We start from the raw sequence: 15,447 nt of genomic DNA, 5'->3' as shown, positions 1-15,447 counted from the left end.
GGGGGAGTTGCCGGAGTGCCTCGCGGATCCGGACCGTGACGAAGTGGTTTAAGGGGGATATACCGAAGAGCGACCGACGCTCCCGCCGGCCCTCATGAACGTCCGTCCCCCGTCTCTGCTCGAGTTTCTGGCAGCCGTTCGCCGGGTCGTGCGTCGGCGGGAGCTCGCGGCCGCGGCGCTCCACGCTGCTGCGGCCCTGCTCGCCCTCGCCGTGATCGCGGCCGGGCTCGCCGGCTGGACCCTGCGTGGCGACCTCGCCGCCGCCGGCTGGCTCGCCGGCGCCGTCGTCACGCTGCTGGCCCTGTTCGGACGAGCGTGGCGTCGGATCCTCGCACTGACTGGGACTCCCCATCGGACGGCGCTTACCATAGCCCAATTCCGCGGGCCGCTCACGCGCCGGCCGCGCGAGGCCTCACCTTTTCTGCGCTCGGATACCTCGCTGCGCCGCGAGATCCTCGGCGCGACCGAGCTCCTGCTCGCCGGGCCCGGAGGCCACCCGGGCTCGCAGGATCTCGCGGCCGCGTACGTGCGCCAGGTCGAATGGTCGCTGACCGAGGCCCGGCCCGAACTCGCGGCGCCGCCCGCCAACATCCGCGTCCCCGCGCTCGCCACCGCGCTCCTGGCCCTCCTCGGCGCCGTGCTGGCGGGCTACCCCGAGTTCGCGCACGGGCTCGAGCTGTGGCTCGACGCGGAGGACGGCCGCCCGCCCGCGCCGCCCGAGCCGGTCTGGTCCGCGCTCAGCCTGACCCTCCGCTACCCCGAGTACAGCGGGAGGTTGCCGCGGCAGCTCATCAACCCGAGCGGCGCCGTGCGTGCGCTCGCCGGCACCGAGACCGAGATCGAGCTAGAGGCGCGTCGGCCGGCCACCGCCGTGCACGTGATCCTCACCTACGATCAAGGCGCGCTGTCGCAGTCACCGCCGCCCGAGCGCATCGACCTGTCGCAAGGGACAGACGGCAAGTGGCGCGGCAGCTTCGTCGTGCGGGCCGCGGGCAGCTGGCACGTCGTCGTCACCCCGGAAGACGGCGACGATCCGGTCCGCTCCGCACCGGCGCCGCTCGAGATCGAGGCCGACGAGCCGCCCGAGATCGAGCTGCTGCCCCTGCCTCGCTCGCAGAGCGCGCCGAGTGAGCTCGACAGCGTCGAGCTGCGCTTCAAGGCGCGCGACGACTTCGGCATCGCCAGCGCGGTGCTGGTGTTCGAGGGCGAGGACAAGCAGCCCGTCCGCCTCGACGCCGGCGCCCCGCCGCCGCGCGCGCGCACCTGGCAGCACCGCTACGCCTGGGATCTGTCGTCGCTGCCGATCGAGGATCGCGGGCGGATCACCTACTGGATCGAGGTCCGCGACAACGACCCCGGCCTCGGCCTCGCGCCGCTCGCCGACCCGCCGGGCAAGGTCGCGCGCTCGGCCAGGATGTCGCTGACGATCCGCGATCAGGAGACCGAGCACGCCGAGAACCTCGCCAGCCTCGCGGCGCTGCGCGACACCGCCGTCGATCTGCTGGCGCGGCGCATGCTGACCGAAGAGCCAGGTCTGATCCGCGCCGACGATGCGACCGGCGCGGTCGACGTCGAGCCGGCGCGTCGGATCGGCGGCATGCGCGAGCTGCTGGCCGCTTCGAGCGGCCTGCTCGCGGCCATCAGCGCCGCGATCGACGCCCTGTCGGTCGACACGCTGGCCCCGCCGCGCGACGTCGCCGTCCTGGTCGGCGTGCACAAGCGGCTGATGGAGCTGCACCGCCGCGAGTCGGCCGAGCACGAGGAGCTCCCGCCCGGCGCCGAGGACGAGCGCCCCGACGTGGCCGCGCGCACCGTCGGCAAGCTCGTCGCCACCAACCGGCTGCAGCTCGCGCAGCTCGAGGACGAGGTCATCCGCCTCGACGACCTGGTCGACAACGAGCTGCTGGCGCAGATCGAGCAGCTGGTCGCGCGCCTGCAGACCTCGCAGCAGAAGCTGGTCGATCTGCTCGAGCGACTCAAGGCCGGCGACGAGAGCGTGCGCGGCGAGGTCGATCAATTGCAGCAGCGGATCCGCGAGGACCTGCGGCGGCTGTCCGAGGCGCGGGCCAAGCTCGACAAGGAGCTCGGCCAGGAATTCCTCAACACCGACGCGTTCGAGGCGATGGCCGAGCAGCTGCGGCAGCAGGACGTCGGCGAGCAGCTGCGCCAGGGCGACGTCGACGGCGCGCTCGATCGGGCCCGCAACGTCCTCGACGAGCTCCGCAAGCTCCGCAGCGGCGTCCAGGACCGCATGGCCTCGGGGCCAGCTGCGGCGATGACCCCCGAGGAGCGGGCCCGTATGGAGCTGATGCGGGAGATCAGCCGGATTCAGGACGAGGAGACCGGCCTCCGCAGCGAGAGCCGCGCGCTGCACGAGCAGTGGCGCAAGCTGGCCCAGACCCGCGCGCTCGATCAGAACACCGCGCAGCAGGCCGCCAAGCAGGCCGCGGCGATCGGCAAGGCGCTCGACGGGGTCAACGACGCGCGCCTCGGTCGCGACGGCCGGCGGGCCCTGGAGGACGCGCGCGAGCAGCTGCAGCGCGTCGCCGCCGAGGCCCAGGCCGCCGAACCCAGGGCGCTCGCCGCCGCCGAGGCCGCCCGCGCCGCCGCCCAGGCGCTCGAGCGCGCGGTCGCAGGTTCTGGAGACGACTCGCAGGAGCGGCGCCAGCTCGGGCCGCTGCGCGAGCGCGGCGACGCCCTGCGCAAGCTGCTCGAGGCCCAGCTCCCGGCCCCGACGGAGGGCCTCGACGAGGCCGCACAGGCCCGCTTCGACGCCCTCGCGCAGAAGCAGCAGGGCCTGCGCGGGCGGGCCGAGCAGGTGCTCGACAGCCCGAACGCGCGGCACCTCCCCGACCCCGGCAAGCAGGCGATGCGCGGCGCGGTCTCGGAGATGGAGGCCAGCAGCGATGCGCTCGGCCAGCGTCGCGGCGGGCCGGCGCTCGAGCGGCAAGGCGGCGCGCTCGGCGGCCTCCAGCGCGCGCTCGACAGCCTGCGCGACAGCTCGTCCGCCCCGCAGAGCGCTCCCTCCGCCGAGGAGGTGTCGACGGAGACCGAGCGCGACCGCTCGCTGCGCGACGAACTGATGGAGGCGATGAAGGAGCGGGCGCCCGAGGGCTTCCGCGGCTCCGTCGAGCGCTATTACGAGGAACTCCTGCGATGACCCCCCGCCCCTCCGCCTGGCGCTGCGCCGCCCTCGCCCTCGCCCTCGCCGGCTGCGGCTCGCGCGCCGCCCCCGCCGGTCCGAACAAACATGTCGCCAGCGCCAGGTCCGATGCGCCAGGCTCGATCGACCCTGTCCTCCTCGCCAGGGTGCAAACGACAGGTCCGATCGGTCATGTCGCTACGGCCTCGATCCTGGCCGCGCCGGTCGACGCCGACGTGTGGTCCGACCTCGCGGAGCGCTTCGATCAGGCGATCAACGCCTGGGACCTCGCCGACGCGGCCGAGGTGGTGGCGGCGATGCCGGCCGGCTCGGCGCGCGACGTCAAGGCGGGCGTGCTGGCGTTCCACCGCGCCACCTACCCCGAGGCCGAGGCGCTGTTGGCCGGCGCGGTCGCGTCGGGGCAGCTGCCGCCGGCGGGCGCGCTGCGCGAGGAGGCGCAGCACTACCTCGAGCTCGCCCGCGGGGCTCAGCGCGCGCTCGGACCGGCCACCCGGCTCACCAGCCCCGACGGACAGGTCGAGGTCGTGTTCAGCAACGCCAAGGACGAGCTGATCGCGCCGTACCTGTTCGCGGCGATGGCAGAGGCCCGCCAGGCGCTCGGCGCCGACCTCGGCATCGAGCCCGATCACCCGGTCCGCTTCGAGATCCTCGACGACGCCGTCAAGCTGGCGCTGGTCTCGCCGCTGACGCGTGAGAACGTCTACACCACCGGCACCGTCGGCATCACCAAGTACCGGCGGATCGTCATGGTCTCGCCGCGGGTGATGCTCTACGGCTACGGCTGGATCGACACCGCCGTGCACGAGTACGTGCACTACCTCGTCACCCTCAAGACCCGCAACCGCGCGCCGGTGTGGCTGCAGGAGGGTCTGGCCAAGCTGCTCGAGACGCGCTGGCGCAGCCCCGACCCGCTGCCGCTCGAGCCGCCCGCGCGCAAGCTGCTGGCCAAGGCGCTGGCGGCCGACGACCTCGTCACGTTCGCCGAGATGTACCCGTCGCTGGCGATGTTGCCGTCGCAGGAGCGGGCCGCCCTCGCCTACGCGCAGGTCCAGACCATGCTCGGCGTGCTCCGCGAGGAGCGCGGCGGCGCCGGCATCGACGAGCTGCTGCGCCGGGTCGCCGCGGGCGAGGACGCCGAGGCTGCGCTGGCGACCGCGTGGGGCGACACGTTCGAGCGGTTCGACGCCCACTGGCGCGACGTGATGAAGAAGCGCGCCGCGGGCAAGCCGGGCGGCGCGCTGCGCAAGCTGCAGTTCCTCGCGCCGGAGCAGCAGGCCGCGGCCGAGGCGGGCGAAGATCTCTCGCTGCTCGGCGACGTGTTCTCGCATCTCGGCGGCGGCGCGGCGCGTCAGCACGCGCGCCTCGGCGTGCTGCTCACGCTGCGCGGCCACCTCGGCCCCGCGGCCAGGCAGTACGAGAAGGCGCGGGCCGCCGACGCGCGCGTGCGCGACGACCCCAAGCTCGCGCGGCGCCTCGGTGAGCTCTACCTGCAGCTCGGCAAGCCCGCGCGCGCCGTGCCGCTGCTGCGCCGCGCTGGCGAGGACGACCCCGAGCAGCCCAACCTCGCCGCCGCCGAGGGTCGCGCGCTGCGACTGGTCGGCGACCTCGCGGGGGCTCGCGTCGCCCTCGCACGGGCGCTGCGCGTCAACCCGTTCATCCCGGCGCTGCACTGCGACCTCGCGCAGGTCGCGACCGATCCGACCGAGCAGCAGCGCGAACAGGGCCTCTGCCGCGAGTGACAATCGACAGCCGCGCGAGCCGTCGACGACTGCGCAGTGCAGCCGCACGAGCCGCATTCTCAACCTGGTCTTCGGGCCAGATCGAGGCCCGCTCAAAACCGCGCCCGCTCGGGCAAGCGGCCGCAATCCGGGCGGAATCAGCCCGCCCCGCGCGAAAGAAGCTCTTGCAGAAAACTCGATATTCCTCAATAGCTATCGGGTACGAAGATCGCTTCGGCGTGATACTCATGAGGGTGCACCCGCTCCGCCACGGAGGGTTTCCATGTTGACGCTAACCAGAAAAGTCGGGCAGAAGATCCGGATCGGGGACAACATCGAGATCGTTGTCCGAGAGATCCGCGGGCGTCAGGTTCGCCTGGGGATCTCGGCCCCGCAAGGTCTCCCCGTGTACCGCGAGGAGCTCTATCAGCAGATCGCCCAGGAAGGCGCCAAGGGCTCGCTGGCCGCCGCCCAGGAGCCGCAAGACGGCGAGGAGTGAGCCGGTCGGCGCCGCGCCGATCTGTACCTTGAATCAGGTCCCGAAGGACAGCAGCAGCTCGCCGACGCCAGGCTCGAGCCGCTGCGCCGACGCCGGGCCGCTCGTTCGACCTGCCCTTTGAATCAGGTCTCGAAGGACAGCAGCGTCCACTCGCCGCCGAGTTGAGTCGCGTGCACCACCCGGATCGCGCCCAGCCAGTCCGCGGCGCGCTCGCTGGCGGCGACGCCCAGCACGATCCGTCGCGCGCCCGCCGGCGAGGTCGCCTGCGTCTCGACGAGCACGCGCCGGCCCTCCTCGACCCGCCGCAGCAACCACGGCAGCCACGGGCTCGGGTCCTCGAGCGTCACCACCAACGCGGCGCCGTCGGGCAGCGCGGCGCACTCGGCGTGGACGCGCTCGGGCACGTCGCGCTCGCCGATGGTCCGCAGCGGCCAGCCGAGCGCCCGCGCCAGCGCCTCCGCCCCGCCGCTCGCGCGGTGCAGGAAGGCCATCGTGCCGCTCGGGATCGCCAGCGCCATCGTGTCGAGGTCCTCGCGGCGACCGACGTCCCGCCCGGGCGGTTGCGGCGGCGCGCGGCGCCGCGGCGACTCGACGCGGCCGTTCCAGCCGGTGCCGGCGACCCGACGCGGCCAGCCGACCCGCGGCTCGGCCTCGATCGTGATCGGGCGCAGCGCGGCCAGGCGCACCCCGGCGCGCTCCTCGAGCGCGTCGTCGTCGATCTGGATCTCGATGTCGATGTCGGCCGGTCCGCTCGGGTGGCGCCGCGGCGCCCGCGGGACGTCGGCCGGCACCTCGGGCTCGTCGAGCGCGATCGGGACGCTGTCGCCCGGCTCGAACCCGTCGGCGCCGGGACGCGCGCGCACCGAGGTCATCTCGCGGGCGGTCTCTCCGACCAGGTGCCACATCACCTGATCGACGACCAGGTCGAATTTGACCGGCTCGCCGAGCGCGAGATCGGCCTGCTGCTCGCACGACAGCACCTCGACCAGCGCGTCGAACACCACCTCGCCGGACAGCGCCTCGCCGAGCGTCGCCCCGCCCTGCGTGTGCATCAGGCGCAGCGGCTGATCGGTCTCGATCACGACCTCGCCCGGGCGGCTGGTGGCCGCCTCGGCGAGCAGGCTGGAGAGCAGGCCCACGGGCGAACCATAACAAATGCGCGCGTTCGCCAGGAGCCCGGGCGACGGCGGTCCGTCGGCCCGGCGTTCGCCGCCCCCGCCGGCGGCCGCCCCGCGACCTCCGAGGGGCTCCGGGGGCGTCACGGGCCCCGAACCGTGATCCGTCCGCAGCCCCCGCGGTCAGCCGGCGCGACGGGCTTGCGACTGCGGCTGGAGGAAGTGGCGCATTCCGGCGACGCTGCGGGTGTAGCCGAGGCCCGACATCTTCCAGCCGACCCAGGGTCCGCCGGCGGCGGTCGACAGCCCGCGGTTGACCCCGACCATGCCGGCCTCGATGCGGTCGGCGACCGCGTCGAGCTGCGGCCCCGGCGGCCCCCACACGCTGGCGCCGAGCCCGTAGCGGGTGTCGTTGGCCAGCGCGACCGCCTCGTCGACGTCGCGGGCGACCTGGATGGCCACCACCGGGCCGAACGTCTCGTCGCGCACCAGCGTCATCTCGGGCTTGAGGTCGGTGACGACGGTGGGCGTGAGGTAGTAGCCGGGCCCCTGCGCCTGGCCCTCGACCACGAAGGTCGCCCCGTGGCGGCGGGCGTCGGCCAGCTGCTCGAGCACCAGGTCGCGCTGGCGGGCGCTGGCCATCGGCCCGAACGAGGTCGCCTCGTCGCGGGGATCGCCCGGCTTCACCGCCCGCACCAGATCGGCGACGCGGCGGGTGAACTCGTCAGCGACGTCGGCGTGGACGATGATGCGCTCGACGCTGACGCACACCTGCCCGGCGTTGCGCAGCGCCTCGTCGGCGGCGTGGCGGGCCGCGGCCTGGAGATCGGCGCCGGGCAGCACGAGCATCGGGTCCTTGCCGCCGAGCTCGAGCACCAGCCGCTTCATCGACGCCGCCGCCGTGCGCATGATCGCCTGGCCGGTGGCGATCGAGCCGGTGAACGCGATCATGTCGACGTCGCTCGCGACCAGCGCGGCCCCGACGTCACCTGCCCCCTGGACCAGGCCGACCAGTCCCTCGGGCAATGTCTCGGAGTACAGGCGGTGGAGCAGCGCGCCGGTGTGCGGCGTGAACTCCGACGGCTTGAACACCGCCGCGTTGCCGGTGAGCAGCGCCGACAGCAGCAGGTTGCTCGGCGTGGCCACCGGGTAATTCCACGGGGCGATCACCCCCACCACCCCGAGCGGACGCCAGCGCACGCGCATGGCGATGCCGTTCTCGACCCCCTCGTCGTCGGCGAGCGCCTGATCCGCGGCGGTGATGAACGACTCGACGCGGGCGGCGATGCTGCGCGCCTCGGCCCGGGCCTCGCGGATCGGCTTGCCCATCTCGTCGCAGATCGATCGCGCGAGCGCGTCGGCCTGGGCGCCGATCGCCTGCGCGACGGCCCGGATCTTCTGCGCCCGCTCCCCTGCCGGCGTCGCCGCCCACGCGCGCTGGGCCGTGCGGGCGCGGGCGACGACCTCGCGGACCGCGTCGGGCGTGGTGCAGTCGACCGGATCGAGCGGCTGGCCGGTGGCCGGATTGTGCGGGACGAGGCGCTCCGGGGACATCGACGTAACTATAGCCGTCGCCCGCCGCGCTACACTTGTCGCCCGTTGCCTGAAGTCTTCACCGAGCTCTGGTTCATCCAGCTCGCGACCGTCGCCTACGTGATCGGCATCACGGCGCTGGTGCTGCTGGAGCGACGGCGTCCGAGCGCCGCGCTCGCGTGGTTGCTCGCGCTGATCTTCCTCCCGCTGCTCGGGCTGTGCCTCTACTTCTTGCTCGGACGCGCGGGCGTGCGGCGGCGCCGGCGGCTGCGAGCGCGCCGCAGCGTCAACCCGACCGAGGTCACGCGCGGGCTCTTGCCGCTCGAGACGCCGCTGGAGGAGCTCGATCAGCCGCTGCGCGGGCTCGTCGCGCTGGCGCTCAACAGCTCGGCCGCGCCGCTGCGGCGGGCCGACGCGGTCGACCTGCTGGCCGATCCGGCGCAGGCGTTCGCGGCGATGGAGGCCGCGATCGAGCGCGCCACCCGGCAGATCCACATCGCCTCGTACATTTGGCGCGACGACGACACCGGGCGGCGCTGGATCGACCTCCTGTGCGAGCGCGCGCGCGCCGGGGTCGAGGTGCGGCTCCTCTACGACGAGTTCGGCTGCCTCGGCACCCCGCGCGAGCTGTTCGATCGCCTGACCGTCGCCGGCGGCCAGGTGCTCACGTTCGGCGCGGTGCGCCTGCGCTACCGCCCGCTCATGATCAACTTCCGCAACCACCGCAAGATCGTCATCGTCGACGGCGACCTCGGCTTCACCGGCGGCCTCAACGTCGGCGACGAGTACCTCGGCCGCGGGCTCGGGGCGCGCCCGTGGTCCGACTTGCAGGTGCGGATCACCGGCGACGCGGTGCTCGGCCTGCAGGCCATCTTCCTCGAGGACTGGCTGGCCGCGCACTCCGACGACCACGCCGAGGACCCCGCGTTCGCGCGCCAGCTCGCCGACCTGCTGGCGCGCCCGCCGGCGCACTCGTGCGGGCCGATGCTGCAGATCGTCCCGAGCGGCCCCGACCTGCCGTTCATCGACGCGATCGCGGCCCAGTTCACCGCCGCGATCGCCTCGGCGCAGGACCGCTGCTGGATCGCCACGCCCTACTTCGTGCCCGACGAGCCGCTCACGCTGGCGCTCAAGACCGCCGCGCTGCGCGGCTGCGACCTGCGCCTGCTCGTGCCGCTGGCCCGCAACAACGACTCCGGCCTGGTCAGCCTCGCCGCCGCCAGCTACTACGACGAGCTGCTGGCCGCCGGCTGCCGGATCTACGAGTACCTGCCCGGCATGCTGCACGCCAAGTACCTGCTGGTCGACGATCGCGTGGCCGCGATCGGCTCCGCCAACATGGACGTGCGCAGCTTCTACCTCAACTACGAGGTCACCGCGCTGTTCTACGACCGCCGCGTCACGCTCGACCTCGCCGAGGTGTTCACCCGCGAGCTGGCCAGGGCGCTCGAGGTCCGGCCCGAGGCGCGGCGCCAGCTGTCGCTGCCGCGGCGCCTCGGCGAGGGCTTCGCCCGCCTGCTGTCGCCGCTGCTGTGAGGCGTGCTCGTTCGGACATGCCCGCCGGGACAGGCTCTTTCGAGCATGCCCTCATGGACATGTCCCTCAGTCCGGCGCCTCGACCCCCAGCTCGCGCATGTGCTTCTCCAGCTCGGCGCGCAGCTTGTCGGGGGTCATGCCGAGCTTCTCGGCCGCGCCGTCGAGCGAGTACGTGAACTCGCCGATCTTGACCCTGGCGCTGGGGCCGACGCCGATCTTGCCGTTCTTGAGCACGGGCGACGGGTCCTCGACGCCGATGTACACGTCGCGCTCGGTCAGCGACGGGAACGCCTGGCGGGCGCGCTCGAACAGGCCCTGCTGGTCGCCGCTCATCTTCTCGGTCGGCAGCTTGCGCAGGTCGGCGACCACGCCGGCCTCGAGCTTGCCGTCCTCGAAGGTCGCGCGCGACGCCTTGATGACCTCCTTGACCTCGGGGGCCGAGCGGGCGGCCTTGCGGTGGAAGTTGCGCAGCTCCTTGCGGCCCGTGTGCGCGGACGCGGGCACCCACTGCAGCTTGCCGTCGGGGCCCTCGACCGGCACGACCGCGCTCTCGGCGGCCAGCTCGGTGTACCAGTCGGGCAGCGCCGTCACCTGCAGCCACAGGTAGACCACGACCCCGCCGGCGAACAGCAGGAGGACGAGCAGGAAGATGGCCAGCTTCTTCCACATGCGGCGCTCACCATAGCACCGCCGGCCGCGCTCAGTCGCCGGCGGCGGCGGCGGCGAGGGCCGCCAGGAGCACGTCGTCGACCTTGTCGGCCAGCTCGTCGTGGAGCGCGCGCAGGCGAGCGCGCGCCGACGGGTCGTCGGGGAACAGGCGCGCCATGCTGAGCCCGGCGCGCAGCTCGAGCGCGCGGGCCCCCTGCTCGCGCGCCAGCTCGAGCGCCTCGTGCAGCAGCAGCGCCGCCTCGTCGACCTCGCCGGCCGCGTGCACGATCTCGGCCCGCTGGCGCATCAGCTCGACCTCCCACCAGCGCGCCCCGCTGAGCCGCGACGACTCCATCGCCTCGGACAGCACGCTCAGCCCCTCGTCGATGCGACCTGCCCGTACGCACAGGTCCGAAAAGACAGAGAAGGTCCAGGGCATGAACATGCCCATGCCGGCGGCCTGCAGCTCGATCAGCGCCTGGCGCAGCATGTCGAGGCCCTCGTCGTGCTGCCCGAGCTCGGCCATCGTCCAGGCGCGGATGGCGTCGGCGAAGCTGACCCATGCGCCGAGCGTGGCCTCGGCCTTGAGCTGGATGACCTGGTCGGCGTGCGTGCGGGCGCCGTCGACGTCGTGGAGGATCTGGCGCAGGATCGCCGCGGTCACCAGCGCGAACGTGGTGGAGAAGCCGTGGCCGAGCTCGCGGGCCAGGGCCACCGACACGCGGCTGCGCTCGAGCGCCTCGGCCGTGCGGCCGAGCATCCACAGCGTGAGCGACAGGATCGCCAGGCCGGCGATCCGCGGGTCGTGGATGTAGAGGTGACCGAGGTTGCGGTCGAAGTCGGGGGCGTAGAGGACGACCGAGCGCTCGAGGTGGGCGCGCGAGCGCTCGAAGTCGCCCTGGTGGAACAGCTGGGTGCCGAGCCCGCGGTGCGACACCAGCAGCGGCACGCGTTGCCGCCGGCGCTCGGCGAACACCAGCATCTGCTCGGCCAGCTCGCGCGCCACGTCGAGCTGGGCGCGCACGACGTAGTGCTGCCACAGGCCGAACAGGACCGGGAACAGGTGGCGCGTGTCGCCGACCTCGCGGCACAGCTCGCGCGCCCGCGCGAACGTCTGCTCGACCTCGTCGGAGCCGAACCCGAGCGTGGCGACCTGGGCGTTGCCGAGGCCGATCTGCAGCCCGATCTCCTGCTCGACCCGCTCCGGGCTCTCGGGCAGGTGTTGCAGCAGCTCGATCGCGTGGCTGTAGTGGCTCACCGCCTCCTGCCCGGCGTCGTTGCGGATCGCCTGATCGCCGGCGCGCTGTAGGTAGAGCACCGCGCGGCCGATGAGCTCCGGGCTCGGTCGGCCGCCGCCCGGGACCAACGCCGACGAGGCGACCACGCGGTACCAGTGGTGGGCGAGCAGCGGGTAGTAAAGCTCGAGCTTGCTGCCGTGCGCGCGCTCGAAGTGCTCGGCGACCGCCTGGTGCAGCTGCTGGCGCTGGGCGAACGGCAGCAGGTTGTAGGCGACCTCCTGCGTCAGCGCGTGCTTGAACAGGAACGTGCCCTCGGCGGCGCCGGGCTTGGGCACCACCAGGCCGCGGCGCTCGAGCGCCTGCAGGTACTCGGGCAGCTGCGCCTTGTCGGCCTCGAGCGGGTAGATGCCGCGCAGGAGGCTCAGCGAGAACACGCGGCCGAGCACCGCGCCGACCTTCAGCACCAATTGGTGCTGCTGCTGCAGGCGATCGATGCGGCTGGTGATGACCGCCTCGAGGTTGTCGGGGAACTTCGCGGTCCGCAGGTCACCTGCCTCATGGGACAGCAGGCACTCGCCGTTCCAGATCGTGATGAACCCGGCGTCGCGCAGCGCCGAGGCCAGCTCCTCGGAGAAGAACGGGTGGCCCTCGGCGCGCTCGTAGATGAAGCTGGCGACCTCGGGCGGCAGGCGCGACACGCCGAGGCGGCGGCACACCAGGTTCTCGGTCTCGGCCAGCGACAGCGGCTGCAGCTGCAGGTGATAGGTGCCGCGGTCGGCGAGGATCTGGCGCAGCTCGGCCGCGGCGGTGTCGCTGTCGACCGGGCCGGTGACGAGGACGCACAGCAGCGGGTGGACCTCCTCGCGCACCTCGGCGAGCAGCGCCCACGAGGCCGAGTCGAACCGCTGCGCGTCCTCCAGCAGCAGCACCGTCGGGTTGGCCTTGAGGTAGGCGAGCAGGATCTGGACCAGCAGCACGCGCGTCTGCTCGGCCCGCGCGCGGCCCTGGAGCGGCGCGGTGCGGTCGTTGTCGGCGACGTCGAGCGGCAGCACCGCGCCGAGCAGCGGCGCCCGCGACACCGCCGCCGGCACCAGCCGCCGCAGCCCCGAGACCACCCGCTGGTACGGATCGGAGCCCTGGCCGCCGTCTGTCCCTTGGTTCAGGCCGAAGATGGTGGCGAAGATCGGCAGCCACGCGTGGTACGGCCCGGCCGCGTCGCTGATCTCGCGCGCGCCGAGCAGGCGCTGCGCCCCGGCGGCCTCGGCCTGATCGAGCAGATCGTCGGCGAGGCGCGTCTTGCCGAGGCCGGCCTCGCCCTCGACCACGATCGTCGCGCTCTTGCCCCGCAGCACCTCGTGCAGGCCGTTGATCAGGACGCCGCGCTCGCGCATGCGCCCGACCAGCGTCGCCTTCGGGCCGCCCGCCGCCGGCAGCGGCCCCGAGACCGCGCGCTGCTGCTGGCTGCGCCCGGGCAGCCGCGCGCTCGCCGGCGTGTAGATCGAGATGGTCCCTTCCTTGCCCTTCACCGAGATCGGCGGCAGGCCCTCGAACAGGAACTGCCCGCGGGTGGCGACGAAGGTGTAGTGGTCGCACAGCACCGACTTGCCGTCGCCGGCCTGCATCAGGCGCGCGGCCAGGTTGACCACGTCGCCGAGGACGGTGTACTCGCAACGTTCGGCGCTGCCGACGGTGCCGCAGAAGGCCCGCCCCGAGGCGATGCCGCAGGTGGCCCGCCACCCGAGCCGCTGCTGCAGCTCGCGGGCCTGCTGCGCCGCCTCGACGGCGCGCACCGGATCGTCCTCGTGGGCCAGCGGCGGCAGGCCGAACGCGACCAGCACGGTGGTGCCGTGATCGTCGACGCTGAGGTGGCTGATGGTGCCCTCCCACGTCTCGACGATCTGCTGCACCGCCGCCATGACCTCCTGCGCCTCGATGAGCGGCGTCTGGTGCTTGAGGTCGGGGAAGTTGATGAACAGGACGCTGAGCCGGCGCAGCTCGGCGAGGAAGCTGCTCTGCCCGGCCGACAGGCGGGCGATCACCGCCGGCGGCACGTAGCCGCGCAGCGCCTCCTCGGCCGCGTCGGGCAGCTGCGGGCGCACCAGCGGCGTCGGCACCGTCGGGTCGCGCAGCACGACGACGCGGCCGAAGCCTTGCTCGCCGCGCGGCTCGCCGTCGACGCGCCCGCCGAGCATCGCCGCCACGCGGCGATCGACGACGACCTCGCCCGGCCGCGCGAGTGCCTGCGCCCGCCGGACCGCCTCGATCGCGGGGCCGACGAGGACCAATTGCCAGCGCCCGCCGAGCCCGCCGACGTGGACCAGGGCGATGCGCCCGGCCGCCACGCCGATCCGCAGCGACAGCTCGATGCCGTCGTCGATCGGGAGGTTGTGCAACGCCGCCTGGATCGCCAGCCCGCACGCGACCGCGGCCTCGGCCGCGCGAGCCGACGAGCCCTCGGCGACCCACACCGCCGTGAGGGCGTCGCCGGCGAACTTGACGACGTCGCCGCCGTGCGCCGCGGTGATCTCGATCAGCCGGCCGAAGTACGTGTTGAGGCCTGCGGCCACCTTCTCGACGCCCGCGGGCCCTTGCTTGGCGAGCGCCTCGGTGAGGGCCGTAAAGCCGGTGACGTCGGCGCAGAGGACTGCGGCGGCCACGATCTCGGCTTGCGGTTGATGCAGCGGACGCGGATCGACCGAGAGCCGCCGCGTGACGATTGCCGGGATGTAGCTCGCCAGCGCTTTGAACAGCTCGGGCAAGGTCGGGCGACATCGTACCAAAGCCGCTCGCTCCCGGCGCGTCCTGACGGCGATCCGTCTTCCGGATCCGGACCGAAAAAACTCGCTCGCCGGGGGCCCGGCGGGACCCGCGGTTCCGGCCACCCTCGAGCTCACATGCGCCGAAGTGCGGAGCCGGGCTGGGCATTGTGTATTCTGCGGAGGATGCTCGGCGCGTCCAGGCCCACCCCGACCCTCGTCCGGCTCTCGCTCGTGCTCGCCGCCTCCGCGCATCTCGGCGCGTGCGCCGGCGGCGAATTCGGGTCCGATTCCGGCAATCCGTTCGACAGCCACGGGGGCAGCAACAGCATGTCCGGGCAGCCGACCGCCGGGACCGATCCCGACCCCACCGTCGGCAGCGGGATGTCGGCCTCCGAGTCGAACACCAGCCCGGAGCCGACCGACGGTTCGGACCCGACCGACGGCGATCCCACCGCCGATCCGACGCCCGGGACCACCACCCTGCCCGACCCGGACTGCGTCGACGACGACGGCGATCTCCACGGCGAGGGCTGCGACGCCGGTCCAGACTGCGACGACGCCAGCTTCAACTCGTGGCAGAGCTGCGGCGTCTGCGTCGACGCCGACATGGACGGCTTCTGGGTCGGTTGCGACCAGTACGGCCCCGACGACCCCGGCCCCGACTGCGACGACGCCAACCCCGAGGCGTCCGACGGCATGGACTGCGAGTGCGCGGTCACGCCCCCCGACAAGGCCTCCGACACCTGCGCCGAGGGCATGGCCGGCAGCCTCGGCGTCATGGCCGAGGGCGGCGTCGTCCCGCCGATCAAGGGCTCGATCACCGGGATCGACAACGGCCCCGGCAACGGCCAGGAGGACTGGTTCTGGGTCGAATTCCCGGAGGCGATGGCGATGGGCAACCGGCCCAACGCCGGCAAGATCGTCGCCGCCTTCGCGGTCAACCCCGGCGACCCCGCCAACCCCGACTACCGCCTCGAGGTCTACACGGCCTGCAACAAGATGCCGTTCGAGGGCCTCGGCGCGACCTTCGGCCCGGGCACCCCGCCCGCCCGCGAGTGGGAGTTCTTCGACGCCCACCAGCCGCCGAACCCCAACCCGAACCCCAACCCCAACTACCTCAACAACGTGCCCTGGCCGGCCAAGGTGTTCATCCGCGTGATCCGGGTCGCCAACGACCAGTCCTGCAGCGAGTACACGCTGCAGGTCTCGCGCATGCCGACCTGAACCCGCCTGTCCGC

At 73.3% G+C, this 15,447-nt stretch carries 9 protein-coding genes; 5 read left to right on the top strand and 4 right to left on the bottom strand.

The window, feature by feature from the left end; genetic code table 11:
- Positions 1-94: 94 nt before the first annotated feature.
- From K7C98_RS11355 to csrA, 3 genes are all read left to right on the top strand, one after another.
- Complete coding sequence (locus K7C98_RS11355) at positions 95-3,160, top strand: DUF4175 family protein (protein WP_224191627.1); 3,066 nt, start codon at positions 95-97, stop codon at positions 3,158-3,160.
- Positions 3,157-4,902: a peptidase MA family metallohydrolase gene (locus K7C98_RS11350; RefSeq protein ID WP_224191626.1), complete on the top strand. Its 1,746-nt coding sequence runs from the start codon at positions 3,157-3,159 to the stop codon at positions 4,900-4,902. The genes K7C98_RS11355 and K7C98_RS11350 overlap by 4 nt, the downstream gene beginning before the upstream one ends.
- A gap of 262 nt (positions 4,903-5,164) precedes the next feature.
- Positions 5,165-5,380, top strand: coding sequence for a carbon storage regulator CsrA (csrA, locus tag K7C98_RS11345; RefSeq protein WP_224191625.1), 216 nt, complete (start codon positions 5,165-5,167; stop codon positions 5,378-5,380).
- Between the two features lie 122 nt (positions 5,381-5,502).
- Here csrA and K7C98_RS11340 read toward each other — a convergent pair whose 3' ends face one another.
- On the bottom strand, positions 5,503-6,519 hold the full coding sequence (locus K7C98_RS11340) for a hypothetical protein (protein ID WP_224191624.1): 1,017 nt from the start codon (positions 6,517-6,519) through the stop codon (positions 5,503-5,505).
- A 159-nt stretch (positions 6,520-6,678) separates the two neighbouring features.
- Positions 6,679-8,049, bottom strand: coding sequence for an aldehyde dehydrogenase family protein (locus K7C98_RS11335; RefSeq protein ID WP_224191623.1), 1,371 nt, complete (start codon positions 8,047-8,049; stop codon positions 6,679-6,681).
- 45 nt (positions 8,050-8,094) lie between these two features.
- Here K7C98_RS11335 and cls point away from each other — a divergent pair, with 45 nt between their 5' ends.
- The gene (gene cls, locus K7C98_RS11330; protein ID WP_224191622.1) at positions 8,095-9,564 is read left to right on the top strand and encodes a cardiolipin synthase; all 1,470 of its coding nucleotides are present in this window, start codon (positions 8,095-8,097) and stop codon (positions 9,562-9,564) included.
- A 66-nt stretch (positions 9,565-9,630) separates the two neighbouring features.
- Here the strand turns inward: cls and K7C98_RS11325 are convergent, their stop codons facing one another.
- Both K7C98_RS11325 and K7C98_RS11320 read right to left on the bottom strand, forming a co-directional pair.
- Positions 9,631-10,233, bottom strand: a complete 603-nt coding sequence (locus K7C98_RS11325) for a hypothetical protein (RefSeq protein ID WP_224191621.1) — start codon at positions 10,231-10,233, stop codon at positions 9,631-9,633.
- Positions 10,234-10,264: 31 nt separating this feature from the next.
- The gene (locus tag K7C98_RS11320) at positions 10,265-14,209 is read right to left on the bottom strand and encodes an adenylate/guanylate cyclase domain-containing protein (protein ID WP_224191620.1); all 3,945 of its coding nucleotides are present in this window, start codon (positions 14,207-14,209) and stop codon (positions 10,265-10,267) included.
- A 183-nt stretch (positions 14,210-14,392) separates the two neighbouring features.
- On the opposite strand from K7C98_RS11320, the gene K7C98_RS11315 reads away from it, so the two are divergent.
- Positions 14,393-15,433 (top strand): hypothetical protein, encoded by a 1,041-nt coding sequence (locus K7C98_RS11315; protein WP_224191619.1) that lies wholly within the window; start codon positions 14,393-14,395, stop codon positions 15,431-15,433.
- Positions 15,434-15,447: the final 14 nt, after the last annotated feature.

Source organism: Nannocystis pusilla (assembly GCF_020073745.1).
In the GTDB taxonomy this organism is placed as follows: Bacteria; Myxococcota_A; Polyangia; order Nannocystales; family Nannocystaceae; genus Nannocystis; species Nannocystis radixulma.
This window is presented reverse-complemented; position numbering and strand designations above follow the sequence as displayed.